Annotated in this window: 30 protein-coding genes and 1 pseudogene; 15 read left to right on the top strand and 16 right to left on the bottom strand. The window is 60.2% G+C overall.

Translation table 11 applies throughout. From position 1 onward, the window contains the following. Positions 1-90: 90 nt before the first annotated feature. Both PseAD21_RS25840 and PseAD21_RS25835 read right to left on the bottom strand, forming a co-directional pair. Positions 91-726 carry a hypothetical protein gene (locus tag PseAD21_RS25840; protein WP_102358601.1) on the bottom strand — a complete coding sequence of 212 codons (636 nt, stop codon included), beginning with the start codon at positions 724-726 and terminating at the stop codon, positions 91-93. Between the two features lie 126 nt (positions 727-852). Beyond that, a complete protein-coding gene (locus tag PseAD21_RS25835; protein ID WP_102358600.1) occupies positions 853-1,311 on the bottom strand; it encodes a GNAT family N-acetyltransferase in 459 nt (152 codons plus the stop codon). A gap of 141 nt (positions 1,312-1,452) precedes the next feature. Between PseAD21_RS25835 and PseAD21_RS25830 the strand changes: the two genes are divergently transcribed. Then, positions 1,453-2,094 carry a TetR/AcrR family transcriptional regulator gene (locus PseAD21_RS25830; RefSeq protein ID WP_102358599.1) on the top strand — a complete coding sequence of 214 codons (642 nt, stop codon included), beginning with the start codon at positions 1,453-1,455 and terminating at the stop codon, positions 2,092-2,094. Between the two features lie 62 nt (positions 2,095-2,156). On the opposite strand, the gene PseAD21_RS25825 is transcribed toward PseAD21_RS25830, so the two are convergent. The 3 genes from PseAD21_RS25825 to ggt form a co-directional block, all read right to left on the bottom strand. Beyond that, positions 2,157-3,176: a lysozyme inhibitor LprI family protein gene (locus PseAD21_RS25825; protein ID WP_102358598.1), complete on the bottom strand. Its 1,020-nt coding sequence runs from the start codon at positions 3,174-3,176 to the stop codon at positions 2,157-2,159. Positions 3,177-3,689: 513 nt separating this feature from the next. Beyond that, positions 3,690-4,223: a cysteine hydrolase family protein gene (locus PseAD21_RS25820; protein ID WP_102358597.1), complete on the bottom strand. Its 534-nt coding sequence runs from the start codon at positions 4,221-4,223 to the stop codon at positions 3,690-3,692. 68 nt (positions 4,224-4,291) lie between these two features. After that, positions 4,292-6,019, bottom strand: coding sequence for a gamma-glutamyltransferase (gene ggt / locus PseAD21_RS25815; RefSeq protein WP_102358596.1), 1,728 nt, complete (start codon positions 6,017-6,019; stop codon positions 4,292-4,294). Between the two features lie 153 nt (positions 6,020-6,172). Here ggt and PseAD21_RS25810 point away from each other — a divergent pair, with 153 nt between their 5' ends. Continuing rightward, entirely contained in the window at positions 6,173-6,688 is a 516-nt protein-coding gene (locus tag PseAD21_RS25810) for a methylated-DNA--[protein]-cysteine S-methyltransferase (RefSeq protein ID WP_102358604.1), read from the top strand. A gap of 131 nt (positions 6,689-6,819) precedes the next feature. Here the strand turns inward: PseAD21_RS25810 and PseAD21_RS25805 are convergent, their stop codons facing one another. The 4 genes and pseudogenes from PseAD21_RS25805 to PseAD21_RS25790 form a co-directional block, all read right to left on the bottom strand. Then, complete coding sequence (locus tag PseAD21_RS25805; protein ID WP_102358595.1) at positions 6,820-7,410, bottom strand: NUDIX domain-containing protein; 591 nt, start codon at positions 7,408-7,410, stop codon at positions 6,820-6,822. A gap of 153 nt (positions 7,411-7,563) precedes the next feature. Further along, a pseudogene (locus PseAD21_RS25800) lies at positions 7,564-8,562 on the bottom strand (chitinase); the annotation flags it as partial. A 43-nt stretch (positions 8,563-8,605) separates the two neighbouring features. After that, on the bottom strand, positions 8,606-9,241 hold the full coding sequence (locus PseAD21_RS25795) for a lytic polysaccharide monooxygenase auxiliary activity family 9 protein (protein ID WP_102358593.1): 636 nt from the start codon (positions 9,239-9,241) through the stop codon (positions 8,606-8,608). 222 nt (positions 9,242-9,463) lie between these two features. Next, on the bottom strand, positions 9,464-9,901 hold the full coding sequence (locus tag PseAD21_RS25790; RefSeq protein ID WP_102358592.1) for a hemerythrin domain-containing protein: 438 nt from the start codon (positions 9,899-9,901) through the stop codon (positions 9,464-9,466). Between the two features lie 147 nt (positions 9,902-10,048). Between PseAD21_RS25790 and PseAD21_RS25785 the strand changes: the two genes are divergently transcribed. After that, the gene (locus tag PseAD21_RS25785; protein WP_102358591.1) at positions 10,049-10,474 is read left to right on the top strand and encodes a GNAT family N-acetyltransferase; all 426 of its coding nucleotides are present in this window, start codon (positions 10,049-10,051) and stop codon (positions 10,472-10,474) included. Between the two features lie 110 nt (positions 10,475-10,584). Here PseAD21_RS25785 and PseAD21_RS25780 read toward each other — a convergent pair whose 3' ends face one another. Then, entirely contained in the window at positions 10,585-10,935 is a 351-nt protein-coding gene (locus PseAD21_RS25780) for a hypothetical protein (protein WP_047601654.1), read from the bottom strand. A 134-nt stretch (positions 10,936-11,069) separates the two neighbouring features. Between PseAD21_RS25780 and PseAD21_RS25775 the strand changes: the two genes are divergently transcribed. From PseAD21_RS25775 to PseAD21_RS25740, 8 genes are all read left to right on the top strand, one after another. After that, the gene (locus PseAD21_RS25775) at positions 11,070-11,399 is read left to right on the top strand and encodes a DUF6388 family protein (RefSeq protein ID WP_102358603.1); all 330 of its coding nucleotides are present in this window, start codon (positions 11,070-11,072) and stop codon (positions 11,397-11,399) included. Positions 11,400-11,424: 25 nt separating this feature from the next. Then, on the top strand, positions 11,425-12,129 hold the full coding sequence (locus PseAD21_RS25770; RefSeq protein WP_102358590.1) for a YoaK family protein: 705 nt from the start codon (positions 11,425-11,427) through the stop codon (positions 12,127-12,129). Positions 12,130-12,310: 181 nt separating this feature from the next. Continuing rightward, positions 12,311-12,703, top strand: coding sequence for a sulfurtransferase complex subunit TusD (gene tusD, locus PseAD21_RS25765; protein WP_102358602.1), 393 nt, complete (start codon positions 12,311-12,313; stop codon positions 12,701-12,703). 1 nt (position 12,704) lies between these two features. Continuing rightward, positions 12,705-13,061: a sulfurtransferase complex subunit TusC gene (gene tusC, locus PseAD21_RS25760; protein WP_102358589.1), complete on the top strand. Its 357-nt coding sequence runs from the start codon at positions 12,705-12,707 to the stop codon at positions 13,059-13,061. Further along, positions 13,061-13,354: a sulfurtransferase complex subunit TusB gene (gene tusB / locus PseAD21_RS25755; RefSeq protein WP_102358588.1), complete on the top strand. Its 294-nt coding sequence runs from the start codon at positions 13,061-13,063 to the stop codon at positions 13,352-13,354. The genes tusC and tusB overlap by 1 nt, the downstream gene beginning before the upstream one ends. Next, entirely contained in the window at positions 13,351-13,686 is a 336-nt protein-coding gene (locus tag PseAD21_RS25750) for a TusE/DsrC/DsvC family sulfur relay protein (protein WP_102358587.1), read from the top strand. The genes tusB and PseAD21_RS25750 overlap by 4 nt, the downstream gene beginning before the upstream one ends. Next, complete coding sequence (locus tag PseAD21_RS25745; protein WP_102358586.1) at positions 13,683-14,684, top strand: glycosyl transferase family protein; 1,002 nt, start codon at positions 13,683-13,685, stop codon at positions 14,682-14,684. Before PseAD21_RS25750 ends, PseAD21_RS25745 begins: the two co-directional genes overlap by 4 nt. Before the next feature lie 91 nt (positions 14,685-14,775). After that, complete coding sequence (locus PseAD21_RS25740; RefSeq protein WP_102358585.1) at positions 14,776-15,777, top strand: glutathione S-transferase family protein; 1,002 nt, start codon at positions 14,776-14,778, stop codon at positions 15,775-15,777. A gap of 117 nt (positions 15,778-15,894) precedes the next feature. On the opposite strand, the gene cysG is transcribed toward PseAD21_RS25740, so the two are convergent. The 6 genes from cysG to PseAD21_RS25710 all read right to left on the bottom strand — a co-directional run bounded on the left by cysG (position 15,895) and on the right by PseAD21_RS25710 (position 23,533). After that, on the bottom strand, positions 15,895-17,289 hold the full coding sequence (gene cysG, locus PseAD21_RS25735; protein ID WP_102358584.1) for a siroheme synthase CysG: 1,395 nt from the start codon (positions 17,287-17,289) through the stop codon (positions 15,895-15,897). Beyond that, on the bottom strand, positions 17,290-18,570 hold the full coding sequence (gene serS, locus PseAD21_RS25730; RefSeq protein ID WP_053121586.1) for a serine--tRNA ligase: 1,281 nt from the start codon (positions 18,568-18,570) through the stop codon (positions 17,290-17,292). A 15-nt stretch (positions 18,571-18,585) separates the two neighbouring features. After that, entirely contained in the window at positions 18,586-18,960 is a 375-nt protein-coding gene (crcB, locus tag PseAD21_RS25725; protein WP_102358583.1) for a fluoride efflux transporter CrcB, read from the bottom strand. Further along, on the bottom strand, positions 18,960-20,282 hold the full coding sequence (locus PseAD21_RS25720; RefSeq protein WP_102358582.1) for a replication-associated recombination protein A: 1,323 nt from the start codon (positions 20,280-20,282) through the stop codon (positions 18,960-18,962). The genes crcB and PseAD21_RS25720 overlap by 1 nt, the downstream gene beginning before the upstream one ends. 154 nt (positions 20,283-20,436) lie before the next feature. Then, positions 20,437-21,057 carry an outer membrane lipoprotein chaperone LolA gene (gene lolA, locus PseAD21_RS25715; RefSeq protein ID WP_102358581.1) on the bottom strand — a complete coding sequence of 207 codons (621 nt, stop codon included), beginning with the start codon at positions 21,055-21,057 and terminating at the stop codon, positions 20,437-20,439. A 67-nt stretch (positions 21,058-21,124) separates the two neighbouring features. Then, positions 21,125-23,533 (bottom strand): DNA translocase FtsK, encoded by a 2,409-nt coding sequence (locus PseAD21_RS25710; protein ID WP_102358580.1) that lies wholly within the window; start codon positions 23,531-23,533, stop codon positions 21,125-21,127. A gap of 309 nt (positions 23,534-23,842) precedes the next feature. Here PseAD21_RS25710 and trxB point away from each other — a divergent pair, with 309 nt between their 5' ends. The 4 genes from trxB (at position 23,843) to infA (ending at position 26,641) form a co-directional block, all read left to right on the top strand. Then, the gene (gene trxB / locus PseAD21_RS25705; RefSeq protein WP_102358579.1) at positions 23,843-24,802 is read left to right on the top strand and encodes a thioredoxin-disulfide reductase; all 960 of its coding nucleotides are present in this window, start codon (positions 23,843-23,845) and stop codon (positions 24,800-24,802) included. Between the two features lie 62 nt (positions 24,803-24,864). Then, positions 24,865-25,545: a leucyl/phenylalanyl-tRNA--protein transferase gene (gene aat / locus PseAD21_RS25700; RefSeq protein WP_025109007.1), complete on the top strand. Its 681-nt coding sequence runs from the start codon at positions 24,865-24,867 to the stop codon at positions 25,543-25,545. Between the two features lie 57 nt (positions 25,546-25,602). After that, complete coding sequence (locus PseAD21_RS25695; protein ID WP_102358578.1) at positions 25,603-26,310, top strand: arginyltransferase; 708 nt, start codon at positions 25,603-25,605, stop codon at positions 26,308-26,310. A gap of 112 nt (positions 26,311-26,422) precedes the next feature. After that, a complete protein-coding gene (infA, locus tag PseAD21_RS25690; protein WP_002553999.1) occupies positions 26,423-26,641 on the top strand; it encodes a translation initiation factor IF-1 in 219 nt (72 codons plus the stop codon). Positions 26,642-26,799: the final 158 nt, after the last annotated feature.

The following is a 26,799-nucleotide window of genomic DNA, read 5'->3' as shown; positions in this document are numbered from 1 at the left end:
GCCCTACCGCTTTCGCGAGCAAGCCCGCTCCCACAGGGGATCTGCGCTTAACTGATCGGCATTACCGCGATTGCGGCTCTTTTTTTCGCATCACGCCCGTGGAATACGAGTCTCGAGCGCCGAGTATTTCAGGTGGTTGTTGTCGATCATTTGCTTGAGCAGCGCATTGACCTGACGGGCGAACGTGTCGTTGACCGCTGCCTTCGGGGTGTTGCCCATCAGCGGAATGAACCAGATGCCGATCCAGGTACCCACCGCATCATGGTTGCTCGCGGTGGTCAGGGCCTGACCCGCTCCGTCCACGGCTTCGAGGCTCATGGTGTATTGATCCGTGCCGTATGCCGGGATCACCCCCAGACTGAAACCACTGATGAAGCCCAGCACCATCGAACCGGCATTCGGCGGATGGTTGTACATTTTCAGGCGCAGGCTGTAATCGCCCGGTTGCTTCTGGAACTCGTCCAGCGTGACGCGGCCGAACAGGCCGGAGTCGCTCAGAATCTTTTGCAGCTCTGGTTTGAGCTGGTCACGTGCCTGCGGCACCTCTACAGCCGAAGCGCTTTTCGGCTCGCCCTGATAGAAGTCGAAATCCACATAGACATTGGGCTTGTTGGCGTAGCTGGCCATCGATGGCAGTTTGACCGGCGCCACTTCGTCTTTGGTGAAACTGGCACAACCACCCAGCGTAAGCGCCAGGCCCAGCGCCAGGATTTTCCCGAATTGCATATTGTCTTCCCTATCTGAACCGAGCCAGGTGATATCAAAGAGCCTCCATTGTGGAGGTCGGGCGGATTCTAGAGAGAGCAGTCGCTTGAGGAAAGACTGAATCGGGAAATTTACACAAAAAGTCAGTCAGTCCTGCCGCAGATTGAGCATATAGGTGTAATAACCGCTATCACGCACATAACCCAGTGACTCGTACAACCCCTGCGCGGTGAAGTTGTCGGTGGCGGTTTCCAGCACCAGCCCTTTGGCGCCGGTCTGCAGCGCAAAGTCCCGCGCCGTGTTCATCAGCAACCGACCGACGCCACGACCACGGGCGGCAGGCGCGGTGAACAGGTCGCTGAGCAGCCAGGTGCGGTGGGCATCGATCGAGGAAAACGTCGGATACAACTGTACAAAGCCCAGCGCTGCGCCGTTTTCATCCTGCGCAAGAAAAATCGCCGATTCGTCACCGTCCATGCGCTCGGCAATGAACGCTCGCGATTGCGCCAGATTCGACGGCTGTTGATAGAAACCACGATAAGCGTCGAACAGTTCTGCCACCGCCTCCAACTGAGCCGTGGTGGCGCGCATTACCTGAATAGTCATATTTCCTCCCCGTTATTTGAATCGTCGAACCAGCATAGCGCTGTCCGACGAGTTAGCTGGCCCCACCGCTATATAGTTTTGTATATTGCGAGACCGAATTTGCCAGAACCTGCCCATGCCATCCATTTACACCGTGCTCACATGAGCGCCATCCGCGTACGCAACGAGCAACTGATCCTCGCCGCCGCCAGCGAGGAGTTTGCCGCCAACGGCTTCGATGCGACCCAGACCCGCGACATCGCCGCCCGCGCCGGCGTGCCCAAGGCCAACCTGTATTACTACTTCCAGACCAAGGAAAATCTGTACTCCAAGGTCCTGCTGGGATTTGTCGAACCGCTTCTGGAAGCCTCGGCGGCACTGCGCGAAAGCGACGATCCGCTGATCGGCCTGCGCGCCTACGTCGCCGCCCGCATCCGCATCGCCCGCGAACATCCGGCGATCGCCAAGGTGTTCAGCGGCGAACTGCTGCTCGGTGGACACCAGTTGCCGGACGAATGCCGCGACCTGCTGCACGCCGAAGCGCGGCGCAACGTCGACTGCCTGCGCAGCTGGATCGAACGCGGCTTGCTGGCACCGGTAGACCCGGAGCATCTGATGCTGTTCATCTGGTCGGCGACCCGCACCTACACCAACATCGGCTGGCAGATGGGCTGCATCACCGGGCGCCCGGTGCCGCAGGATGAGGACTATCAGACCGCCGCCAACACCATCACGCGGATGGTGCTGGAGGGGGTGGTGTCGGAACCTGTGGCGACTGCACGTGGATGGTTGTTTGCGACTTGAACGACGCGGGGCTGCCTCGGGCAGCCCCGTCGATGTTTCGCCAAGTACCTCGCCGCAGAGCGTCAGGGCATGAAATCCAGCGGCAAAGTCTCACCGTTCGCTATTCGCGTATGCCAGGCAAGCAGTGCTTCGGGCACACGTTTTTTCCATTGCGGTACGTTGGTGTAATAGCGGGCACGCAATTGACGCTGCTCATCGAACACCAATAACACGAGCCATACCCGAGCGTCCGGCGCTCGCATCAGGATGCCGGCATTGGTGTTGGCCAGCCCACGTAACCAGAACTCATCGACCTGAGCATCCGGCACATCGCGGGAAGCCTCGCCCGTCACCATCGATCCACTGTTTTGCAACAACGTCTGATAATCGCCTTTGAGCAGCGTGTGCAATAGCTCGTTTTCCTGCTCAGTCCGCGCCACCCCCAGACTGAGCAGGTCGTAATCAATCGACAGTGACTGTTCCGACGCCACGTAGCGCCCGCCGTAATAAACCCCCATACCACCACCGCAAGCAGGGTCTGCACCATCTTGTGCAATGTCCAACAGTCCGTTGAATGGGCTGAACTTCAACGAACAGTTGACTTGGGCGTAGTGTGCTTCGCTGCCCTCAATGGTGGCGACGCCATCCATGTCGCCGGAGTTGGCGCCGGCCACGCCTGAAATATCAAAGGCGATATGAGTGGCATCGATACGCTTGGTGTTCACCACAACCGCCGCTGAAACGCCCCATGGAATGAGCTGCCAGGTCGCATCCCAATTGAAGGGTTTGGCCATGAACTCCAGGGCCTTGAGGCGCATCAGGTATTGCCGGCGCAAACAGGCAACATCCGCAGCACATTGATTGCGTTGCTTCAGCCAGCCTCGCTGATCGACCTTCAAGGCTTTCGAATCCACAACTTTGGGCAACGTAGCACGCCACAGCGAGCCCAGTTTCTCATCAAGATTCGAGATATAGGGATCAGAGCAAATGGTTTTTTCAGCCGGACTGGTGGCGCTGGCGCAATCAAAACTGCTGGCGTGTACAGCGGGAATAAACATCAGGGACGCCAGCAGAAACGCGTGGCGGAGTTTGAAAGGCAACATCGACAGATTCCATTCTTCGGGGCAGCGGCATTATGCCAGCGAAATGTTGGCAGTGCTGCCGCCTTCGCGGGCAAGCCCCACAGGGGACTTATGCTGGACAGGGGAATCTGCGAACACCACGCATTATTGTGGGAGCGGGCTTGCTCGCAAAGGCGTTGGGTTAGCCAACACACACGTCACAGAAGCAACGCTTTCGCGAGCAGGCTCACTCCTACAGGGGACTTATGCCGGACATAGGAATCTGTGAACACCATCAATCATTGTGGGAGCGGGCTTGCTCGCGAAGGCGTTGGGTCAGCCAACACATGCGTCACAGGCATGCGTCACAGGCACACCGCTTTCGCGAGCAGGCTTGCTCCTACAGGGGGCCTATGCTGGACAGGGGAATCTGCGAACACCACGCATTATTGTGGGAGCGGGCTTGCTCGCGAAGGCATTTGGTCAGCCAACACGTGCGTCACAGGCACACCGCTTTCGCGAGCAGGCTCGCTCCCACAGGGGTATGCGCTGGCTTTAGAAAACGATGTCGGCTGCGGGTTTGACGTCGATGCGGCCGGTGGCACCGGTCAGGTGCGCCAGGTCCTTATTGTGTTCGGCGATGATGTCTTCGGCGCTCATGTTGCCATTGTCGACGGTGGAGTGAGCGTCCGCGACGAGTACCACGTCATAACCCAGATGATGGGCCTTGCGCACGGTGGCGTTGACGCAGTAGTCGGTTTGCAGGCCGCAGATGATCAGGCGTTCGAAGTCTTCGCCGGGCAGCAGGTTGCCCAGGTCGGGCTGGTAGAACGAATCCGGGGCGGTTTTGCGTACACGCAGGTCTTGGGCTTCAGTCAGCAGGCCTTCGGCCAGTTGCCAGCCTTCGGCACCGTGGGCCAATGGGCTGTCCTTTTCTTCATGCTGAATCAGCACCACCGGCACGCGGCAATTGCGCGCGCGCGTACTGAGCTGGTTGATGGTGTCGATGACGCGGTGGATGTCGAAGCACTGGTACTGGCCGGAGCAGAGGGCCTGCTGGACGTCGATGATCAGCAATGCGCTAGACATGATGGGCCTTCCTTGATCGATCCTTGAGAGGGGGGCGGGCCAGAGCCCGCCCCCCTCTTTTACGCCTATCAGTAACCCAGTGACAACCCGGTATTGCGCCGTGGATCGTTGGCGCCGTAGAAGCGGTTTTTGCCCACCGGCTTACCGCCCAGCGACGGCGCGCCGACCAGGATCGCCGCAATGTGGTTGGCATCCTGCGGCCCCGCAAACTTGTGGCCCCAGCTCTCGAGGATCTTCTTCGTGTCGGGGCTGGCGGCGAAGTCTTCGAGGTTGGTTTGTTCCGGCATCCATTGCTGGTGGAAACGTGGCGCGTCGACCGCTTCCTGCAGGCCCATGCCGTAGTCGATGACGTTGAGCATGGTCAGCAAGGTGGCGGTGATGATCCGGCTGCCACCTGGTGTACCGACCACCATCACCACTTTTCCGTCCTTGGTGACGATGGTCGGGCTCATCGACGACAGCGGGGTTTTGCCCGGCGCAATGGCGTTGGCTTCACCCTGGACCAGGCCGTACATGTTCGGCACGCCGACCTTGGAGGTGAAGTCGTCCATTTCGTCGTTGAGGATCACCCCGGTCTTGCTCGCCATCACGCCGGCGCCGAACCAGTCATTGAGGGTGTAGGTCACCGACACCGCGTTGCCCCACTTGTCGACGATCGAATAGTGCGTGGTGTTGTTGCCTTCATGCGGCGCGACGCCGGGTTTCAGCTCGGCGGAGATTCCGGCCTTCTGCGGCTGGATCGCGTCACGCAGCTTGGTCGCGTAGTTCTTGTCCAGCAGGTGCTCGATCGGGTTCTTGACGAAATCCGGGTCGCCCAGGTAGCTGTTGCGGTCCACGTAGGCGTGACGCATCGCCTCGATCTGGTAGTGCATGCCCTGGGCCGAATGGAAGCCCAGATCCTTCATCGGGTAGCCTTCGAGAATGTTCATGATTTCGCAGATCACTACCCCGCCAGAGCTTGGCGGTGGCGCCGAGACTACGTGGTAGCCACGGTAGTCGCATTCCACCGGGGCCAGTTCACGGGTCTTGTACTTGTCGAGGTCAGCCTGGGTGATGATGCCCTTGTTGGCCTGGCTGGAGGTGACGATAGCGTCGGCCACCCAGCCTTTATAGAAGCCGTCGGCGCCTTTTTCCGAGATGGTGCGCAGGGTTTTCGCCAGGTCCTTCTGCACCAGTTTCTGCCCGACCTGCATCGGCTCGCCGTTGTGCAGGAAGATCGAGCCGGAGTCGCGCATGTCCTTCTTGAACACATCGGTGGCGTAGTCCAGCAGATCGACGTCGCCCTGCTCCAGTTCGAAACCGTCTTCAGCCAGTTTGATCGCCGGAGCGATCATGTCCTTGCGCGGCTTGGTGCCGTACTTGCTCAGCGCCAGCTCCATGCCCGACACGGTGCCCGGCACTGCCACGGCGAGATGGCCACGGGTGCTCAGGTCCGGGACGACGTTGCCGTCCTTGTCCAGGTACATGTTGGCGGTTGCCGCCAGCGGGGCTTTTTCGCGGAAGTCGAGAAAGGTCTTGCGCCCGTCCGCCAGTTGAATGGTCATGAAGCCGCCACCGCCGAGATTGCCCGCCGCGGGATAAACCACCGCCAGCGCATAACCCACGGCAACCGCAGCATCCACCGCGTTGCCGCCGTTTTTCAACACATCGACGCCGACATGGGACGCCAGGTGTTGGGCGGTGACCACCATGCCGTTCTCGGCGGCAACCGGTGCCACCGACGCGGCGTGGGCCATGAGGCAGCTCAGTGCCAGTGACGTCGCAATCAGCGTTTTGGCCAAAGGTTCGTACTTCATGAGTCGATCTCTTTTTTTGTTTTTGGATTCTGTGCAGAACAGAAGGGAACGCTTCAAAAGCAACAAACAGTATGGTCGCTATTGCGATTTGCGCCTCCTCGATCAGGCAGTATGCTGGGCGCTCTCGCCGTGCCGAATCCGGAGTTCAGCCCCATGTCTTACACGTTCATCACCCTGCCCTCACCGGTCGGCGAATTGAAGCTGGTCGCGAACGACGCACGACTGGCGGCCATCCTCTGGGAAAACGATAAAGCAGGCCGGGTGCGCCTCGGGCCGATGACTGAAGCGCCGGATAATCCGTTGCTGCAGAAAGCCGCTCGACAGCTGCAAGAATATTTTGCCGGCAGCCGCGATCGTTTCGATCTGCAGCTGGAATTTGTCGGCACCGACTTTCAGAAGAAGGTCTGGGCGGCGCTGCTGACCATTCCGTTTGGCGAAACCCGCACCTACAGCCAGATCGCCCAACAGATCGGCAATCCGACCGCCGTGCGTGCGGTGGGGGCTGCGAACGGGCGCAACCCGATTTCAATTGTGGCGCCGTGTCATCGGGTGATCGGCGCGTCGGGAAAACTGACCGGTTTTGCCGGTGGGCTTGAGGCCAAGGAGCGGTTGCTGACGCTGGAGGATGGCGGTCGGTCTGACGTCGGTAGAACAGGCAACCTGTTTTAACCCTGTGAAAATCCATTTGTGGCGAGGGCGCTTGCTCCCGCCGGGCTGCAAAGCGGCCCCGGGATTTTGCCAGCGCTGCTCACTGGAGCAGGAGCAAGCAGCGCCCTCACCACAATGGATTTACGCTGAATTCAGGTGTTGAACAGCTTATTCATCGCCGCGTACTGCAACAGCATGATGGTCTTGGCATCGCAGATCTCGCCGCGATGGAACGCCGCCAAGGCGTCATCAAAGCCCCATTCCAGCACTTCCAGTTCTTCGGTTTCCTCTTCCAGGCCGCCGCCCTCGCTGACCTTCGACTTCGCGTCGTACTCGGCAATGAAGAAGTGCAGTTTCTCGGTCACCGAGCCGGGGCTCATGTAGGCCTCGAACACCTTCTTCACGTCGTGCACGCGGTAACCGGTTTCCTCTTCGGCCTCATCACGAATCCGCTGCTCCGGCGCGGCGCCTTCGAGCAGCCCCGCCGCCACTTCAATCAGCAAGCCGTCGTGACCGTTGACGAACACCGGTAAACGGAATTGGCGCGTCAACACCACGGTGCGCTTGTCACGGTTGAACAACAGAATCGCGGCGCCATTGCCTCGGTCGTAGACCTCGCGCGTCTGACGCTGCCAGTCCCCATTGTTGCGCAGGTAGTCAAAGGTGATTTTCTTCAGCAGGTACCAGTCGTGGGACAACACCTGAGTGTCGACAATATTGACCCGCTCGGCGGTCTTGGTCATGACGCCTGATCCTTGTGTCATCGGAAAACGCCCATATTCGAATAATCGCGCCCACAAAAAAAGCCCGGCAGCGCTACCGGGCTTCTTTATTTGCGTTTAACGGGCGAGGCGCGACAACGCGTCATCCGTTTCCTGGGCCGCTGTGCGGACGCCGTGAATCAGTGGTCCATAACGCCGACTGAATTCCCAGTTGTACGGCACGCGGTCCTTGCTGGCGCCGTTGTCCCAGTTCACCGACCAGGTCATCAGGCCCTTGATCGGCAGCCCTTTGATCGCCAGGCGCTTGAGCGCATTGCCCACTGCGGTGCTGTCGATCACATACCCCGTGGCGGCGTCAACATTGGCCGGCAGGCCGATGACGAATTTATCCGCCGCAATTTTGGTGAAGCCCCGGGTACCGGTCACCAGACTTTCGGTCAGGTAATAAAGGAAGTCCTCTTTCAGCACATCGTTGTTCTGCGCGATCCACGCGCCGTTGCCGTTGTTGGCTTCCGGCACCCAGACCCCATCACCGCCCTGGTTATAGAACTGCGGGGCGATGAAGTCGTAGTAGCCTTCCAGCGCCTGCAGGTAACCAACGTACTTGCCGTTGGTGGTCAGGTACGGAAACTCCGGGGCCATGCTGATGATGAAGTGCTTGCCCTGGCCTGCGTAGTGATCCTTGACCAGTTTCAGTGCGGCCGGGAGCACGGTCTTGTTGGCAGCGAAATCAATCGCGCTCTGTTCAAGATCGATGTCCAGCCCGTCGAAGCCGTAGGTTTCCACCAGTCGGATGATTTCATTGGCCAGCGGCTGTTCCTGTCCGGCACGCAGTTCGATATGCGCATCGGCGCCACCCAGGGAGATCAGTACCGCCCGCCCCTGACTGTTGAGCACGCCGACCTGGCGACGAAACTCGGCGTCGGAGACGTTGAACGGCTTGAAGGTCGGAATCCCGCTGCCCTTCATGAACGCCACCGCGACCACGTTGTACTCCTTGGGCACTGCCTCCAGAGACATTTCGGCGAACCGGCCCTGATGGTAGCCGTCACTCGGACCGGCCGGCCAGTTGTGCCAGAAGCCCATGAGGATCTTCTTGCCGGCGATGCTCGGCATTAACGAAGCCGCGTCACCCACTGTGTTTTGCATCAATGAAAAGTCGATTTTTGACATGTTCTAATCCTTCAGAACCTGTGAATTTGACGGCGTTGCGCCGTTATTTGAAGTCGACGTCGAACGCCTGATAGAAGGCGTTGCCGGTGTTGGCGACGATCCACATCAGCACGATGACGTGATGCCCTTTCTTGTTGGCCGGCAGTTTCACTTCGTGATCGACCTTGGCCTTCATCTCACCCGCATGACTGTAGTACGGCACTTGAGTGTAGAAATCCTCGAAGAACGGTTGTGCTTCCAGTTGCGCACGGCTGATGCGCTGCTGCGGATCCCAGCCATCCTTGGTGATCAGCCAGCGATAACCACGGGTGGCGTGCGGCGCGGTGTACACCCAGTCGACCTTGAGAGTCTGACCCGGGGTGACGTTGAGCAGCGGCCACTCGAATGGGCGATTGAGCTTCTTGCTCATCTCGGCGCCGGTGAAGTTCACGCAATCGCGGGCATCGGCCTTGCCGCCACTGAGGATGTAACCGTCGGCCGGCGGCGTGACGCTGTCACTGTCGGAACCGTACGGTGCCGGGAACGGCCCGGCCGCCAGCGCCGGGAAGTTCTTGCCGCCTTCCATTTCGTTGACTTGCCAGCCGGCCAGCAGACCCAGGTCGATGGCGACCGAGCCGCGGCTTGCGGGAGAGGTGACGCGACCGTGTCGCAGTTGGGTTTGAGCTTGTGGTTGATTCATGTTTTTCACTCCGTTGATTTAAGAACTCTCCTTCCCGAGGAGAGGCCTTCAAGCTAACGGAGGTGGATTTTTTGTCCATCGGCGGTTTTGTCGCAGGCATCCGCCCTCAATGGCGAGAAACACTGAAAACACTGGATGCATATACAGTCAATTGCGACAAAACCCACCCGAGCTATGGCTAAAGGCCTACACGCCAACGCTGCAAAAAACGCCATTCAGCGCTCACGGCAATTGTGCCTGGTATTCCTTTTCGTATTGGCCGGCGAGATGTTCCTTCTGCTTGTCGTCGAGCAGCTTGCCGGCCATCTGGAAGAACTTCTGCTCTTCTTCCTTGAGATGGTGATGGACTTTGTCCGAGAGCTTCTTCGCGGTTACCAGCCACGCTGGGCTGGACATCTCGGTCTCGTCCAGTTCTTCCATCATCTCGTCCATCTCGTGGTGTTCCGAGATCGCGTGGCGGCTGAGGTCGACGCCGTTGTCGAACTCCATCAACGGGATGTAGAAGTGGCGTTCTTCGGCGGTTTCGTGGGCCTGCAGTTCGGCCTTGAGCTGCTTGTAGGCTTCGACCCGCTCCGGGGTGTCGCCGCTGGTTTCGACCAGGGCTTTGGCGTAACTGCGCTGGCGGTCGTGGCTTTCGCGAAGGGCTTCGAAAATGTTCATGGGGGATCCTCATCAACCGCGTTCGGAATGACGCTTAAAAAGCTAGACCTCGACGCGACAGCGGCGGTTCCAAAGGGATGAGGAAGGACTTGGAAGACGCCCACCGGGCAGGATAGGCTGGCGGTTCACCTCACAAGGATGTTACGCATGACGTTGCGAATCGAGTTGTCGAAGAACCCCACGGAAGAACAACGCAAGGCCATTCTCGAGCCACTGATTGCCTATAACGATGCCAAGACCGGCGGCTCCACGTCGGAGCCTTTCGCGCTGATGGTGCGCGATGAGCACGACGCGATTCTCGGCGGCTTGTATGGCCGGGTGATCTTCAAGTGGATGTACATCGAGTTGCTTTCAGTGCCGGAGCAGGGACGCGGCCAGGGCATTGGCTCGAGATTGATGGCGATGGCCGAAGCACTGGCCAACGAGAAGCGCTGCCTGGGGATCTGGCTGGACACCTTCGATTTTCAGGCGCCGGAGTTCTACAAGAAGCTGGGATTCAGCCAGTTTGGCGAGATTATCGATTACCCGCCGGGGCATAGCCGGCATTATTTCCAGAAGCGGTTGAACGGCTGAATTCACTGGCCCCATCGCGAGCAGGCTCACTCCTACAGAATGGGTGGCAAACACAAATCCAGTGTAGGAGTGAGCCCGCTCGCGATGACGGCGGCCGCCTCAACACATGATCAGAGACAGGTCGCCAACGCCGCCAACCGCCGCTTGGCAACAAAATCATCCTTCTGCGCGTAGTAATTGAGCACGGTCCCCGAAGCATCGCTGGTCACGTCGACAAACGATTCCGCCGAACGGGTATACACCGTCGACCCACCCTTCTTGCCCGGTTGCAGATACGCACCGGCATCCACGCCGAACACCGCTTCGTCCTGCCAGCCGAACTGCACGCACTGGGCGACAACTTTCTCAGGCTTGTCCGAGGTCAGGACCTTGTACGGGGCTTTGGTGCGAGAATCGTCCATTACCGAACCCGCGCAACCGGCCAGCACCGTCGCGGCCAGCGCTACCATCAGAATTCGCATTGCATTCGCTCATTCAGAAAAAAGCGGACTGTATCACCGCAACAGGCAAAATCGTTCTGCTTTACTGCATTAATAGCGCGACACGCACGGGCCGCTCCGGCACCCTAGGGTCATCAGCCTCACAAGGAACACACATGGCGCCCACCGACCAGCGACACGAACAGGCCCTGAAACTGTTTCTCGACGCACGCCCCGAACTGCGCGAAACCCTCGATCATCTCAATCCACTGCTGGCCCAGGCCAAGGGTGAAACCGCCGCACAGTATCGTGAAGAACGCTTGCATGAAGCCTTCGAGGCCGAGGCTGAAGATCAGGGACTGTTTGCCTGGGAACTGACCTTGCTGCTCACGGCGGCAACGCCCGAGGAGTATCAGGCCCAGCGCATGGAGGTGCATCGCGAGGTGGCGGAAATGGCGCACATGAGTTGGCCGGATTACTGCGACCTGTATGGGCTGGAACTGTAACCGCCGCTCAAGGATATCGTCGCCGATGCTGCCTTCCACTTCGACTCACCGCGCCACCTCCGGTCATCTGCATCGGCAGAAATGGCGCGGGCGCATCGGTCTGGCGCTGGTGGCCAGCCTGTCGGTACTCGCCGGGATGACCGACGCGATCGGCTTCATGGCCAGCGGCGATTTCGTCTCGTTCATGAGCGGCAACACCACGCGGCTGGCGGTGGCGATCAGTGTCGGCGATCTGGGGCTGACGTTGCGCCTGGTCATCCTCGTCGTCACGTTTGTGCTCGGCAATGCCCTGGGGATTGTGATCGGGCGCGTGGGTGGGCGGCGCACACTGCCGTTGTTACTGTGCATCGCCACCCTGCTCTGCGTGGCAGCCGCGTTGCCATCTGACACGCAACTCCCGGCGCTGCTGGCGGCGATCGTCGCGATGGGCATGCTCAACGCCGCGGTCGAGGAAGTGAACGGTCTCCCGGTGGGCCTGACCTACGTGACCGGGGCGCTGTCGCGGTTTGGTCGTGGACTGGGGCGCTGGATGCTCGGCGAACGCCGTAACGGCTGGCGGGTGCAGCTGGTGCCGTGGACCGGCATGTTCATCGGCGCGATCCTGGGGGCGGTGCTGGAACATCAGCTCGGGCTGCGGGCATTATTCGCCAGCGGCTTGCTGGCGGCGGTGCTCGGCGTGCTGTCGCTGACCATTCCGCGGCGCTGGCAACTCGGCTACATGCCCCGCTGAAATGCGCCCCTGTGGGAGCGGGCTTGCTCGCGAAGAGGCCGGTACATTCAATATCTTTATCGCCTGACCCACCGCTTTCGCGAGCAGGCTCACTCCTACAGGGGACATGCGTACAACTTGGGTTTCGCGGCAGCCTTCATAAAGCTTTATCATGACCGCAGTTTTGCTGATCGAGTCCGTCATGAAGTTCGCCATTGCGCTGTTTTCCGCCGCCCATGCGCCCTCCTCGCGCCGTGCCCTGCTGTTTGCGCAGGCAGCACTGGCCGGTGGGCATGAAATTGTCCGGCTGTTTTTCTATCAGGACGGCGTCTACAACGCCTCGGACGCGGTGGTCACCCCGCAGGACGAACTGGACCTGCCCAAACAATGGCGCGCGTTCATCACCGAGCAGCAACTGGACGGCGTGGTGTGCATCGCCGCTGCCTTACGCCGTGGCGCATTGAACGGCGAAGAAGCCAGGCGCTACCAGCGCGATGCCGTCTCGGTCAACGCGCCGTGGGAGTTGTCCGGCCTCGGCCAATTGCATGACGCGGTGCAGGATGCCGACCGTCTGATCTGCTTCGGAGGTGCGTGAGATGGCCAAATCCCTGTTGATCATCAGCCGCCAGTCACCGTGGTCCGGCCCCGGTGCCCGCGAAGCGCTGGACATCGTGCTCGCCGGTGGCGCGTTCGATCTGCCGATCGGCCTGCTGTTTCTCGACGACGGCGTGTTGCAACTGGCCGCCGGACAAAACGCCAGAGCCTTGCAACAGAAAGACCTGAGCGCCAACCTGCAGGCGCTGCCGATGTTCGGCGTTGAAGCGCTGTTCTACTGCGCCGACAGCGCCAGCCTGCGTGGCCTGAGCAAACTGTCGCTGGACGAGGCACAGCCGCTCGGCGCCGAACAAATCACCGCCCTTATTGACCGTTACGACCAGGTGATCACCCTCTGATGTCGACTTTGCATGTGTTGTCTCATTCCCCGTTCGGTGACGAACGCCTGACCAGTTGCCTGCGCGTGCTCGGCAACAAGGATGCGCTACTGCTGTCTGGCGACGCGGTGTATGCCCTGCAACCCGGCACCGCGCCGTTCACCGCGCTGCAAAACCGTCAGTTGAAGCTGCTGGTGCTGGCCGAAGATGCGCAGGCGCGTGCCGTGCAGGTGCCGGACTGGGCCGAAGCCATCGATTACCCGGCCTTCGTCGAACTGTCGATCCACCACGACAAGGTCAACAGCTGGCTATGAATTCCCTGACCGTCGGCGCCCGCGCCATCGAACTGGACAAGGACGGCTTTCTGCTCGACCTCGACGACTGGTCTCGTGACGTCGCCGGCGCCCTCGCCGCCGCCGAAGCGATCGAACTGACGGCCGAACACTGGGAAGTCCTCGAACTGCTGCGCAGCTTCTACGCCGAATTCCAGCTGTCCCCGGCCACCCGGCCGTTGATCAAGTACACCGCACTGAAACTCGGCCCGGACAAAGGCAACAGCCTGCACCTGAACCGACTGTTCAAAGGCACCCCTGCCAAACTCGCCGCGAAACTGGCGGGTCTGCCCAAACCGACGAATTGCTTATGACCGACTTTCCAGCGCTGACCCTTGAAACGCCCGCCGAACACCCGTTCGCTCAATTCGTGCGGATCCTCGGCAAGGGCAAGCGCGGCGCCCGCGACCTGACCCGTGAGGAAGCCCGGGAGGCGATGGGCATGGTGCTCGACGACAAGGTCGAAGACACCCAGCTCGGGGCCTTCCTGATGCTGCTGCGGCACAAGGAAGAAAGCGCCGAGGAAATGGCCGGTTTCACCGAGGCCGTGCGCGAGCGCTTGCAGGCGCCGGCGTTGAATGTCGATCTGGACTGGCCGACCTACGCCGGCAAAAAACGTCATCTGCCGTGGTACCTGCTGGCAGCCAAGTGCCTGGCGCAAAACGGCGTGCGGATTTTCATGCACGGCGGCGGCGCGCATACCGCCGGGCGCTTGTACACCGAACAACTGCTTGGCGAACTGCACATCCCGCTGTGCCGCACCTGGCAGCAGGTCGCCAGTGCGCTGGACAACGGCGGCCTGGCGTTCATGCCGCTGATGGACTGGGCGCCGCAGTTGCAAAAGATGATTGACCTGCGCAACACCATGGGCCTGCGTTCGCCGATCCACTCGCTGGCGCGGATTCTCAATCCGCTGCGCGCACGGTGTGGCCTGCAAAGTATTTTTCACCCGGGCTATCAAGCGGTGCACCGCGACGCCAGCGGCCTGCTCGGCGACACGGCGATCGTGGTCAAGGGCGATGGCGGTGAAATCGAGATCAACCCGGATGCCGACAGTCATCTGTACGGCACCACTGGCGGCGAGAGCTGGGACGAGGAATGGCCGCAACTGTCGAGCCAGCGCCACGTCAAACCGGCCACGCTGGATGTTGAACATCTGAAGGCTGTGTGGCGCGGCGAGGTGGTCGACAGCTATCCGCAAATGGCCCTGATCTCGACCATGGCCTTGGCTCTGCGCGGCCTCGGGCGAAGCCGCGAGCATGCGTTCGAAACCGCCGAGCAGTACTGGGCGGCGCGCAACAAATCGATTTAACCGATCATCGACGCCCGATCTTTGCGCTTTTTGTTCGAACTCATCGGAATAGACTCGGCTCCAACGCTTATTGGATTGTGGAGTCTTGATCATGGGTTTACTCGTTGATGGCCACTGGCAGGACAAGTGGTACGAAAGCAGCAAGGACGGCGCGTTCCAGCGCGAACAGGCGCAGCGCCGCCACTGGGTTACCGCTGACGGCCAGCCCGGGCCGAGCGGTGAAGGTGGTTTTGCCGCCGAAGTCGGGCGTTATCACCTCTACGTTTCTCTCGCCTGTCCTTGGGCGCATCGCACGCTGATCCTGCGCAAGCTCAAAGGTCTGGAAAGACTGGTCGACGTTTCGGTGGTCAGTTGGTTGATGCTGGAAAACGGCTGGACCTTCGACAAAGCACTTGGCTCGACGGGCGACAAGCTTGATGGCTTTGAATTCATGCATCAGCGCTACACCGCCGACACTGCCGACTACACCGGCCGCGTCACCGTGCCGGTGCTGTGGGACAAGAAGCTCAAGCGCATCGTCAGCAATGAGTCGGCGGAGATCATCCGCATGTTCAACAGCGCCTTTGATGACCTGACTGGCAACGATCTGGATTTCTACCCGGCACCATTACGCGGCGAGATCGATGCGCTGAACGAGCGGATCTATCCAGCGGTAAACAACGGTGTCTATCGCGCAGGCTTTGCGACTTCGCAACAGGCTTATGAAGAAGCATTCGATGAGGTGTTTGCCGAGCTCGATCACCTTGAGCGCGTTTTGGGCGCCAACCGTTATCTGAGCGGGGAATACCTGACTGAAGCAGACATCCGCCTGTTCACCACGATGATTCGTTTTGACGCGGTGTATCACGGGCACTTCAAGTGCAACCTGCGGCGGATTGCCGATTACCCGAATCTGTCGAGCTGGCTGCGTGAGGTGTATCAGCTGCCGGGGATTGCCGAGACTGTGGATTTCCAGCACATCAAGAATCATTACTACGGCAGCCACAAGACCATTAACCCGACGGGGATTGTGCCGAAGGGACCGGAGCAGGATTTTACTGTTGCCCATGATCGGGCACGGCTGAATGGCAAAGGGGTTTGGCGCAGAGGCTGATTGATTCGGTGTTTTTGAGGACCCTTTCGCGAGCAGGCTCGCTCCCACAGGGGATTTGTGCACGACACAGATCCAATGTGGGAGCGAGCCTGCTCGCGAATGGGGCGACTCGGTTTTTCAGACTTGCGCCTGAGCCCCTTCGAACCAAGCCAGTTTCTCGCGCAGTTGCACCACTTCTCCAACGATCACCAGTGTCGGCGCATGCACTTCATGCTCCGCCACCAGGCGCGGCAGATCGGCCAGAGTGCCGGTGAAGACGCGCTGATTGACCGTGGTGCCCTGCTGAATCAGCGCCGCCGGAGTATCCGCTGAACGACCATGTTTGATCAGTTGTTCGCAAATGACCGGCAACCCGACCAGGCCCATGTAGAACACCAGCGTCTGCGCCGGCGCGACGAGGTCGGCCCACGGCAGGTCGGTGGAGCCGTCCTTCAAGTGACCGGTGACGAACCGCACCGACTGCGCGTAATCGCGATGGGTCAGCGGAATCCCGGCATACGCCGCGCAACCGCTGGCCGCCGTGATCCCCGGCACCACCTGGAATGGAATGCCATGGGCTGCCAGTTCTTCGATCTCTTCACCGCCACGGCCGAAAATGAACGGATCACCGCCCTTCAACCGCACCACGCGCTTGCCGGCCTTGGCCAGATCGACCAATTGCTGGTTGATCTGATCCTGCGGCACAGCATGATCGGCGCGACGCTTGCCGACGTAAATCCGCTCGGCATCGCGACGGCACAGCTCAAGAATCGCCGGAGCGACCAAGCGGTCGTACAGCACCACGTCGGCTTGCTGCATCAGACGCAAGGCGCGGAAGGTCAGCAGGTCCGGATCACCCGGCCCGGCGCCCACCAGATACACCTCACCGGTGGTGATATCCGCTTCGCCATCGATCTTCGCTTGCAGCAGACGTTCGGCCTCGGCGCCCTGCCCGGCCAATTGCCGGTCGGCAATCGGGCCTTGAAACACGTCTTCCCAGAAACCACGACGTTGCTGCACATCCGGAAACAGGTTTTTCACCTGATTGCGGAAACGCGCCGCCAGTCCGGCCAACTGGCCGTAGGTCGAAGGAATCCAGGTCTCGATCTTGGCGCGAATCAACCGGGCCAGCACCGGCGCATCGCCGCCGCTGGACACCGCAATGATCAATGGCGAGCGATCGACGATCGCCGGGAAGATCACGCTGCACAACTGCGGCGCGTCGACCACATTGACCGGCACGCAACGCCGATGAGCATCGCTGGAAACTTGCGCATTCAGCGCTTCATCGTCGGTGGCGGCGATGATCAGCCCGCAACCGTCCAGGTCCGCTTCCACGTACCCGCGCAGCAGGCACTCGCCACCGTTGGCGGTGACCAGTTCCCGCAGCTGGCTTTCGATTTCAGGTGCGATCACCCGCAGCAGCGCACCGGCATCGGCCAGCAGGCGGGATTTGCGCAAGGCAATTTCCCCCCCACCGACAACCAACACACGACTGCCGCGCAGGTTGTGAAACAGCGGCAGATATTTCATTTAGCCGATGACCTCAAGGCCACCCATGTACGGCTTCAGCACGTCCGGCACACGGATCGAACCGTCGGCCTGCTGGTAGTTTTCCAGCACGGCAACCAGGGTACGACCGACCGCCAGACCCGAACCGTTCAGGGTGTGCACCAGCTCAGGCTTGCCGGTTTCCGGGTTGCGGAAACGCGCCTGCATGCGACGAGCCTGGAAGTCACCGCAGTTGGAGCACGAAGAAATTTCGCGGTACTTGTCCTGGCTCGGAATCCACACTTCGAGGTCGTAAGTCTTGACCGCGCTGAAGCCCATGTCGCCGGTGCACAGCGCCAGGGTGCGGTAAGGCAGACCCAGCAGTTGCAGGACTTTCTCGGCGTTGGCGGTCAGGCCTTCCAGTGCTTCCATCGAAGTCGACGGCTCAACGATCTGGACCATTTCGACTTTGTCGAACTGGTGCTGACGGATCATGCCGCGCGTGTCGCGACCCGATGCGCCGGCTTCGCTGCGGAAGCACGGGGTGTGGGCGACGAACTTGATCGGCAGCAGTTTCGAGTCGACGATTTCGCCGGCCACAATGTTGGTCAGCGACACTTCGGCGGTCGGGATCAGGTACAGATCGGCTTCGCCTTCGCGGGCGATCTTGAACAGGTCTTCTTCGAACTTCGGCAGTTGACCGGTGCCTTGCAGCGCCGGCGCCTGAACCAGATAAGGCGTGTACGCCTCTTCGTAGCCGTGCTCGTTGACGTGCAGGTTGATCATGAACTGTGCCAGTGCGCGATGCAGACGGGCGATCGGGCCGCGCAGCAGGGCGAAACGTGCGCCGGACAGCTTGGCAGCGGTTTCGAAGTCCAGCCAGCCGAACTTCTCGCCTAGGGCAACGTGGTCTTTCACTTCGAAATCGAAAGCAGTCGGGGTGCCCCAGCGGCGCACTTCGACGTTGTCGTCTTCGTCTTTACCGACCGGCACGGATTCGTGCGGCAGGTTCGGGATACCCAGTACGATCGAGTCCAGTTCGGTCTGGATCGCGTCCAGTTCGACTTTACCGGCGCTCAGTTCACCCGCCATGCGCTCGACGTCCGCCATCAACGGCGCGATGTCTTCGCCGCGCTGCTTGGCCTGACCGATGGATTTGGAACGCGCGTTACGCTCAGCCTGCAGTGCTTCGGTGCGAGTCTGGACGGTCTTGCGCTGTTCTTCCAGCGCTTCGATGCGCGCGGTATCCAGGGCAAAGCCACGGGAAGCCAGGCGGTCCGCTACGTCCTGAAGGTTGCTACGTAACAGTTTGGAATCGAGCATGTCGGTTTCTCGTTATCAAAGTTTGGTCAAAGACAGGCCAGCCCACGTCGCGAGCAGCCCGCCGAATACGCTGAGTGCTGCATAGCCCAGGGCCAGCGGCACTTGCCCGCTTTCCAGCAGGCGCACCGTATCCAGTGAAAAGGATGAAAAAGTCGTCAGCCCTCCGAGGAAGCCGACGATCAGCCCGGCACGCACCTCGATCGGCACCTCCGGGCGTATCAAAAACAGGCCGTACAACACGCCAATCAACAGACAGCCCACGATATTAACGGCCAGCGTCGCGGTATAGAAGTGCCGCGGCCAATTGGCACTGACCCAATTGGCCGCGGCGAAGCGCAACAGCGTACCGGCAATCCCGCCGGCGGAGACGGCAACAATCAATGGAAGCACTATTTTCTCCGCTGCCGAGGGCTTGAACGGTCGAGTTGAGCGAGGTGGTTGAGCTTTTCACCGATCTTCAATTCCAGACCACGGGGCACCGGCTGGTAGAACGGGATCGGTTCGAGTTCTTCCGGGAAATAATCTTCGCCGGCGGCATAGGCGTCCGGCTCGTCGTGGGCATAGCGGTATTCGTCGCCGTAACCCAATTGTTTCATCAGCTTGGTCGGCGCGTTGCGCAGGTGCAGCGGCACTTCCAGCGAGCCGTTCTCAGCGGCCGCACGCAGCGCGGTCTTGAAGCCCATGTACACCGCGTTGCTTTTCGGCGCACAGGCCAGATAAGTGATGGCCTGGGCCACCGCCAACTCGCCTTCCGGGCTGCCGAGGCGCTCCTGCACTTCCCACGCCGCCAGGCACAGGCTCAGGGCACGCGGGTCGGCATTGCCGATGTCTTCGCTGGCCATGCGCACCACGCGTCGGGCCAGGTACAGCGGATCGCAACCGCCATCGATCATCCGCGCGAACCAGTAGAGTGCGCCGTCGGGGTTGGAGCCACGGACCGATTTGTGCAGTGCCGAGATCTGGTCGTAGAACGCTTCGCCGCCCTTGTCGAAGCGCCGACGCGTATCGCCGAGCAGGCTTTGCAACAGCTCGGTGCCGATCTCGCTGTTGTCTTCGGCGAGGTCCGAGGCGTTTTCCAGCAGATTGAGCAGACGCCGGCCATCGCCATCGGCGGCCGACAGCAACATCTGAAAGCCTTCGTCGTTGAGCGTCAGATTACGTTTGCCCAGTCCGCGTTCTTCAGTGAGTGCGCGGTGCACCAGTTTGCGCAGCGCCGCTTCGTCGAGGCTTTTCAGCACATACACGCGGGCCCGCGACAACAAGGCGTTATTGAGTTCGAACGAGGGGTTTTCGGTGGTGGCGCCGATGAAGATCAGCGTGCCGTCTTCAACATATGGCAGGAACGCATCCTGCTGCGACTTGTTGAAGCGGTGCACTTCATCGACAAACAGAATCGTGCGCTTGCCGTACTGGCCGGCCTGCTGCTTGGCGATTTCAACCGCCTGACGGATCTCCTTGACCCCGGCGAGCACCGCCGAGACCGTTTCGAAGTGTGCATCCGAGACTTCCGCGAGCAACCGCGCCAGGGTGGTCTTGCCCACGCCGGGCGGGCCCCAGAAGATCATCGAATGCAGGGCACCCTGCTCCAGCGCCTCACGCAGAGGCTTGCCGCGAGCGAGCACGTGCTCCTGACCGACATACTCATCCAGATTGGTCGCACGCAAACGCGCGGCCAGTGGCTGGGCAATCGGTGCACTGCGAAACAGATCCATCACGTAGCGTTGAAACCTCTATTTGAATCGGTTACCGATCATGCTTTTGATTTTGTAGGAGTGAGCCTGCTCGCGATTCGATGTGTCAGTCACAGCTGCAGTGTCTGACCCACCGCTATCGCGAGCAGGCTCACTCCTACAAGGGTTTTGCATTTTACTCTTGGATTACATCCGCACCCTTGGGGATGTCGAACTTGAACTTCGATGCCGGTACCGGCTCCTTGGCCTTGACCCCAGTGAACAGGATGTTGGTGCGCTGGCCGACGCTGTCGATCAGTTGCATGTCATTGACCAGACCATTGCGGAACGACAGACGCAGGTTGTCGAACAGGGTGTCCTTGGTTTTCGGCTTGAGGGTGAAGTCGATCACGCCGCCCGCTTCTTTCGCGGTGATGTCGAAGCTCTGGCTGATCTTCGATACGTCACCGGACAGCAGCAGTGCCGGGGTCTGAGTCAGACGCTCGTCGAGTTTCTTGATGGTCGCCTGTTCCAGATCCGGGTCCCACAGGGTGACCTTTTTGCCGTCGGAGACCATGGTCTGCTCGTTCGGCGCATTGGTGTGCCAGTAGAACAGACCTGGACGCTGCAGGGTCATCTCACCGGTGGTTTCCTGCAACTGGGTGCCGCTGCCGTCGAGGGTCAGCTGCGAAAAGTTCGCGGTCAGGGTTTTCGATGTTTCCAGCAATTGGGTCAGACGCGCCACGTCCTTGTCATCGGCGTGGGCCGTGAGTGTGGTCAACGCCAGTACTGGCAGCAGCATGCGGATAAGACGCATGGGAGTCCTCTTGAATACTCGTTGGGAGAGCGGCGGCACATCATTGTCCCGCCTCTTGCGTTTGCAATCAGTCGCGTACCGGGCCCGGGGCCAGGACTTCACGGGAACCGTTGGTGTTCATCGAGGTGACGACCCCGGCCATTTCCATGGCTTCGATCATCCGTGCGGCGCGGTTGTAGCCGATCTTCAGCTTGCGCTGTACCGCGGAAATCGAGGCACGACGGCTTTCCAGCACGAACTGTACAGCTTCGTCATACAGCGCGTCGGCTTCAGGATCATCGCCATCGCCGCCACCGCTGCTGCCTTCAAAACCGCTGCCAGCCTCTTCGACACCGTTGAGGATGTCGTCGTTGTATTCCGGTGCGCCGCGCAGTTTCCACGCTTCGACCACACGGTGCACCTCATCGTCGGATACAAATGCACCGTGAACCCGGATCGGCAGGCTGGTGCCCGGCGGCATGTAGAGCATGTCACCGTGGCCCAGCAGTTGCTCGGCACCGCCCTGGTCGATGATGGTGCGGGAGTCGATCTTGCTCGACACCTGGAACGCCATCCGCGTCGGAATGTTGGCCTTGATCAGACCGGTGATCACGTCCACCGAAGGACGCTGGGTCGCGAGGATCAAGTGAATACCGGCAGCACGCGCCTTCTGGGCGATACGGGCGATCAGTTCTTCGACCTTCTTGCCGACGATCATCATCATGTCGGCGAATTCGTCGACCACCACGACGATGGTCGGCAGTTTCTGCAGCAGCGGTGCTTCGTCGTGGATGCTTTCGCGCTTGTACAGTGGATCGCTCAACGGCTCGCCGGCGTCCTGGGCTTCCTTGACCTTGGCGTTGAAGCCGGACAGGTTACGCACGCCCATCTTCGCCATCAGCTTGTAGCGGCGCTCCATTTCGGCAACGCTCCAGCGCAGGGCGTTGGCAGCGTCCTTCATGTCAGTCACTACCGGGCACAGCAGGTGCGGAATGCCTTCATAGATCGACAGTTCGAGCATTTTCGGGTCGATCATGATCAGCTTGGCATCTTCCGGGCCGGACTTGAACAGGATCGACAGGATCATCGCGTTCACACCCACCGATTTACCGGAACCGGTGGTACCGGCCACCAGCAGGTGCGGCATTTTCGCCAGGTCAGTGATCACCGGTTTGCCGCCGATGTCGTGGCCCAGGGCCAGGGTGACCGGCGATTTGAAGTTGTCGTACTCGGGGGTCGACAGCACTTCGGAGAAACGCACGATCTGCCGGTCTTCGTTGGGGATCTCGATACCGACCGTGGTCTTGCCCGGAATCACCTCGACCACCCGCACACTGGTCACGGCCAGCGAACGAGCAAGGTCTTTCGCCAGGTTGGCGATGCGGCTGACTTTGACCCCGGCGGCAGGCTGGATTTCGTAACGGGTAATTACCGGGCCCGGGTGGATCGAATCCACGGTGACCTCGACGCCGAATTCCTTGAGCTTGATCTCCAGCAAGTGGCCGACCGCCGCCAGGGACTCAGGCGAATAATTGAGTTGTTTCTTTTCCGCAGGATCGAGGATCGAGATCGGCGGCAAGGTGCCTTCCACGGCACTGTCGACGAACAACGGCGCCTGCTTCTCTTTCTGCACACGCTTGCTCGGCTCGGGCGCCTTGGCCGGAGCCGGGGCGATGACCGGCGGCACCTGCTTCTCGCGATCGGACATGTGCTTGCTCAGGGCTTGCTCGCGTTCGATCAGGCGCTCCTTGACCTTGGCCTGCTCACGCTTGTCGGTGACGGTCGGAGCGACCACGTCGTGGACGCGGTCATCGACTTCACGCAGTTGCGCCACCAATTGCTTGCGCTCGGTACGCGCCGACCACCAGCGGTTGATCGCGCCCTGGAACAGTTCAAACAGGTCGAGGGTGATCTTGCCGGTAACGTCCATCACCTTGAACCACGACAGGTCGGTGAACACCGTCAGGCCGAACAGAAACAGCGCAATGAACAGCAGTGTGCTGCCCTGGATGTTCAGGGCATTGCGTGCCAGATCGCCAAGGCTTTCGCCCAACGCCCCGCCCGCGCCTGCCGGCAGACCGGTGGCGGCATGGAAATGGATATGCGCCAGCGCAGCACCAGACAGCACCAGAAACACCAGACCGATCAGGCGCCAGGAGAACAGCCAGCCGCTCCACTGCCACGGCTCGTGGCGTTGACGGAAGATCTGATACGCCTTGATCGCCAACAGCAACGGGAAGATGTACGCGAAGTAACCCAGCACCATGAACAGGATGTCGGCGCTGTAGGAACCGGCCGGGCCGCCGAAGTTCTGTACGTCGTCGATCTTGCTGTTGTGGCTCCAGCCCGGATCGTCCTTGCCATAGGTCAGCAAGGCCATCATCAGGAACAGGCACAAGGCACCGATGGCGATCAATGCACCTTCCTTGAGCCGGTAGTGCAATTGCTGGCGCCAGAGCGGAACGACTGTTTTTGGTGCTGCGGTGGATTTCTTCAAAACGCTTCTTTTCCTGCGCCCGGGGCGCGTCCATCTATTGAATGACGATAAAAAACTGCCCAATCCAGGCAGGTAAAAAAGTGAACCGGCGCAACTGAGACTACTTTTAACACTGTGCCGCTGCTTTTATAAACACAGCCATAAACACTGCACACGGCGAATATTCTGTAACAGCCCGGCATTGTACGGGTTTGTGCGGCTGATGCCATGCCTCAAAACCCATAGCTGAGCATAGCCAATCCTACAAATCCTGCGGCTCAATTTGAGCATGCATTGTCTTTTGTGACAAAGGCTTATGAGGTGTATTTGATGAACGCAGCGAAGCATTCACGCCTGATCATTCTCGGCTCCGGCCCCGCCGGTTACAGCGCCGCCGTGTACGCCGCCCGCGCCAACCTCAAACCGGTGGTCATTACCGGGCTGCAGGCCGGTGGCCAGCTCACCACTACCGTCGAGGTCGACAACTGGCCCGGCGACGTCGAAGGCCTGACCGGTCCGGTGCTGATGGAGCGCATGCAGAAACACGCCGAACGCTTTGCCACAGAGATCGTTTACGACCACATCCACACCGCCAAGTTGCAGCAGCGCCCGTTCGAACTCATCGGTGACAGCGGCATTTACACCTGCGACGCGCTGATCATCGCCACTGGCGCCTCGGCGCAGTATCTGGGCCTGCCTTCGGAAGAAGCCTTCGCCGGCAAAGGCGTTTCAGCCTGTGCGACCTGTGATGGCTTTTTCTACCGCAATCAGGTGGTCGCGGTGGTGGGCGGTGGCAACACCGCCGTCGAGGAGGCTCTTTACCTGTCGAACATCGCCAAAGAGGTGCATTTGATCCACCGGCGCGACAAGCTGCGCTCGGAGAAAATCCTCCAGGACAAACTGTTCGAAAAGGCCGCCAACGGCAACGTTCGCCTGCACTGGAACCAGAATCTGGACGAAGTACTGGGCGATGCCAGCGGCGTGACTGGCGCGCGCCTGCGTGACAGCCACACCGGGCAGACCCGCGAGCTGGCACTGGCCGGCGTGTTCATCGCCATCGGCCACAAACCCAACACCGACCTGTTTCAAGGCCATCTGGCGATGCGTGACGGCTACCTGCTGATCAAGGGCGGCAGTGACGGCGACGCGACGTCCACCGAGATCCCCGGCGTCTTCGCTGCCGGCGACGTGGCCGACCACGTTTACCGTCAGGCCGTGACCTCGGCCGGGGCCGGTTGCATGGCGGCACTGGATGCGGAGAAGTATCTGGACGACATTCCCGTCATTTAACGGCACACTTTATCGCGGGCCCTGCGCCCGCACCGCCCTCCCCTTCTGCAAGCCCGGACGCCATGCTGACTTGGTTACAACGCAATTCTCTGACCTTCCCGCCCCTGGAAAAGGCCATGCGCGATCCCAATGGATTGCTGGCCGCGGGTGGCGACCTGTCCGCCGACCGTCTGGTGCAGGCTTACCGGCACGGCTGTTTTCCGTGGTTTTCCGAAGGTCAGCCGATCCTCTGGTGGTCACCGGATCCACGCACCGTGTTGTTTCCCGACGAACTGCATGTCTCGCGCAGTCTCGGCAAACTGCTGCGCAAGGAACGCTATCAGGTGACCTTCGATCAGGACTTCGACGCAGTGATTCGCGCCTGCGCCGCGCCGCGGGATTACGCTGACGGCACCTGGATCACCGAAGCCATGCAGGACGCCTACCTGGAACTGCATCGCCGCGGCTTTGCCCATTCGGTCGAGGTTTGGGACCAAGGCCAACTGGTCGGCGGTCTATATGGCCTGGCGATGGGGCAGCTGTTTTTCGGCGAATCGATGTTCAGCCGTGCCGACAACGCCTCCAAATATGGCTTTGCCACCTTGGTGCAGCATCTGAAAGACGCGGGATTCGTCCTGATTGACTGCCAGATGCCGACCGATCATCTGCACAGCCTCGGCGCCCGGGCAATCCCCCGCCACGAATTCGCCGACTATCTGGCCCGCCACCTGGATCAACCCAGCCGTGCCACCTGGGTTTGCTGAGCGACTTTTGCGCGCGTGGCTTACACTTAATTCACCAGCTTATCCCGAGGGTTGATCATGACCGAGTTGGCGCGGTTGAAGTTCTATGCCACTCAGCCTCACTCCTGCAGTTATCTGCCCGAGGAGCAGGCGACGACGCTGTTTCTCGACCCGAGCCAGCCCATGGATGTGCACGTCTACGCAGATCTGTCGGAAATGGGCTTTCGTCGCAGTGGCGATCATCTGTATCGGCCCCATTGCCAGAATTGCAATGCGTGCGTGCCTGCACGCATCCCGGTAGCGCAGTTCAGCCCCAACCGCCAGCAGAAACGCATTTTCAAACGCAATGCCGACCTGCAGGTACGCCCGATAAAACCGCATTTCAGCGAAGAATATTTCGACCTGTACCAGCGCTATATCGAGCAGCGGCATGCCGACGGCGACATGTACCCGCCAAGCCGTGACCAGTTCTCGACCTTTCTGGTGCGCGACCTGCCCTTCTCGCGCTTCTATGAGTTTCGTCTCGACGGACGGTTACTCGCCGTCGCGGTGACCGATCTGCTACCCAACGGCCTGTCGGCGGTCTACACCTTTTACGAACCTTGCGAGGAGCGCCGCAGCCTCGGTCGTTTCGCGATCCTGTGGCAAATCGCCGAAAGCCAGCGGCTGGGGCTGGAAGCGGTGTATCTCGGTTATTGGATCAAGAACTGCAAAAAGATGAACTACAAGACCCAATATCGCCCCATCGAATTGCTGATTAATCAGCGCTGGGTGATCCTGAACTAATCGCAAGCCCTAAACCCCTTGGCTTAAACCCCCTTTTTCGGGCACAATGCACGCCGCTTTTGCCTGGCGCAGTTGCACCGGGCCATTCATTGGATACCGAGGGCTTTACTGCATGTCGAAAGAAGACAGCTTCGAAATGGAAGGCACTGTCGTCGACACCCTGCCCAACACCATGTTTCGTGTGGAGTTGGAAAATGGGCACGTCGTAACCGCGCATATTTCCGGCAAGATGCGCAAGAACTACATTCGTATTCTTACCGGTGACAAGGTGCGCGTCGAGCTGACGCCCTATGACTTGAGCAAAGGGCGCATCACTTACCGCGCTCGCTAATCAAGTCAATACAGAACGCCCGGTTTATGCCGGGCGTTTTTGTATCTGCGCTTTATTGGTTTTGTGTGTATATCCGTTGCTGCGGGTGACGCCGCTGGCGGTTTCGCTTTTACAGCGAGTCACCTTTTCCAAACGCCGAAAAGGTAACCCAAAAGGCT

Origin of the sequence: Pseudomonas sp. AD21 (genome assembly GCF_002878485.1) — a bacterium.
Classification (GTDB): Bacteria; Pseudomonadota; Gammaproteobacteria; order Pseudomonadales; family Pseudomonadaceae; genus Aquipseudomonas.
Note: the sequence above shows the minus strand (reverse complement) of the source record. Positions and strands in the feature narration are given on the sequence as shown.

Bases quoted from the DNA above. Each gene is read 5' to 3' on its own strand.
- tusD (WP_102358602.1), top strand. From the start codon at position 12,311: ATGAAGTTCGCCATTGCGCTGTTTTCCGCCGCCCATGCGCCCTCCTCG.
- infA (WP_002553999.1), top strand. From the start codon at position 26,423: ATGTCGAAAGAAGACAGCTTCGAAATGGAAGGCACTGTCGTCGACACC.
- tusB (WP_102358588.1), top strand. From the start codon at position 13,061: ATGTCGACTTTGCATGTGTTGTCTCATTCCCCGTTCGGTGACGAACGC.
- serS (WP_053121586.1), bottom strand. From the start codon at position 18,570: ATGCTCGATTCCAAACTGTTACGTAGCAACCTTCAGGACGTAGCGGAC.
- PseAD21_RS25790 (WP_102358592.1), bottom strand. From the start codon at position 9,901: ATGAACATTTTCGAAGCCCTTCGCGAAAGCCACGACCGCCAGCGCAGT.
- aat (WP_025109007.1), top strand. From the start codon at position 24,865: ATGCTGACTTGGTTACAACGCAATTCTCTGACCTTCCCGCCCCTGGAA.
- PseAD21_RS25830 (WP_102358599.1), top strand. From the start codon at position 1,453: ATGAGCGCCATCCGCGTACGCAACGAGCAACTGATCCTCGCCGCCGCC.
- tusC (WP_102358589.1), top strand. From the start codon at position 12,705: ATGGCCAAATCCCTGTTGATCATCAGCCGCCAGTCACCGTGGTCCGGC.
- PseAD21_RS25740 (WP_102358585.1), top strand. From the start codon at position 14,776: ATGGGTTTACTCGTTGATGGCCACTGGCAGGACAAGTGGTACGAAAGC.
- PseAD21_RS25745 (WP_102358586.1), top strand. From the start codon at position 13,683: ATGACCGACTTTCCAGCGCTGACCCTTGAAACGCCCGCCGAACACCCG.
- PseAD21_RS25795 (WP_102358593.1), bottom strand. From the start codon at position 9,241: ATGAATCAACCACAAGCTCAAACCCAACTGCGACACGGTCGCGTCACC.
- PseAD21_RS25810 (WP_102358604.1), top strand. From the start codon at position 6,173: ATGTCTTACACGTTCATCACCCTGCCCTCACCGGTCGGCGAATTGAAG.
- cysG (WP_102358584.1), bottom strand. From the start codon at position 17,289: ATGAAATATCTGCCGCTGTTTCACAACCTGCGCGGCAGTCGTGTGTTG.
- PseAD21_RS25750 (WP_102358587.1), top strand. From the start codon at position 13,351: ATGAATTCCCTGACCGTCGGCGCCCGCGCCATCGAACTGGACAAGGAC.
- PseAD21_RS25720 (WP_102358582.1), bottom strand. From the start codon at position 20,282: ATGGATCTGTTTCGCAGTGCACCGATTGCCCAGCCACTGGCCGCGCGT.
- PseAD21_RS25770 (WP_102358590.1), top strand. From the start codon at position 11,425: ATGCTGCCTTCCACTTCGACTCACCGCGCCACCTCCGGTCATCTGCAT.
- PseAD21_RS25695 (WP_102358578.1), top strand. From the start codon at position 25,603: ATGACCGAGTTGGCGCGGTTGAAGTTCTATGCCACTCAGCCTCACTCC.
- ggt (WP_102358596.1), bottom strand. From the start codon at position 6,019: ATGAAGTACGAACCTTTGGCCAAAACGCTGATTGCGACGTCACTGGCA.
- PseAD21_RS25825 (WP_102358598.1), bottom strand. From the start codon at position 3,176: ATGTTGCCTTTCAAACTCCGCCACGCGTTTCTGCTGGCGTCCCTGATG.
- PseAD21_RS25835 (WP_102358600.1), bottom strand. From the start codon at position 1,311: ATGACTATTCAGGTAATGCGCGCCACCACGGCTCAGTTGGAGGCGGTG.
- PseAD21_RS25785 (WP_102358591.1), top strand. From the start codon at position 10,049: ATGACGTTGCGAATCGAGTTGTCGAAGAACCCCACGGAAGAACAACGC.
- PseAD21_RS25805 (WP_102358595.1), bottom strand. From the start codon at position 7,410: ATGACCAAGACCGCCGAGCGGGTCAATATTGTCGACACTCAGGTGTTG.
- PseAD21_RS25780 (WP_047601654.1), bottom strand. From the start codon at position 10,935: ATGCGAATTCTGATGGTAGCGCTGGCCGCGACGGTGCTGGCCGGTTGC.
- PseAD21_RS25840 (WP_102358601.1), bottom strand. From the start codon at position 726: ATGCAATTCGGGAAAATCCTGGCGCTGGGCCTGGCGCTTACGCTGGGT.
- lolA (WP_102358581.1), bottom strand. From the start codon at position 21,057: ATGCGTCTTATCCGCATGCTGCTGCCAGTACTGGCGTTGACCACACTC.
- PseAD21_RS25820 (WP_102358597.1), bottom strand. From the start codon at position 4,223: ATGTCTAGCGCATTGCTGATCATCGACGTCCAGCAGGCCCTCTGCTCC.
- trxB (WP_102358579.1), top strand. From the start codon at position 23,843: ATGAACGCAGCGAAGCATTCACGCCTGATCATTCTCGGCTCCGGCCCC.
- PseAD21_RS25775 (WP_102358603.1), top strand. From the start codon at position 11,070: ATGGCGCCCACCGACCAGCGACACGAACAGGCCCTGAAACTGTTTCTC.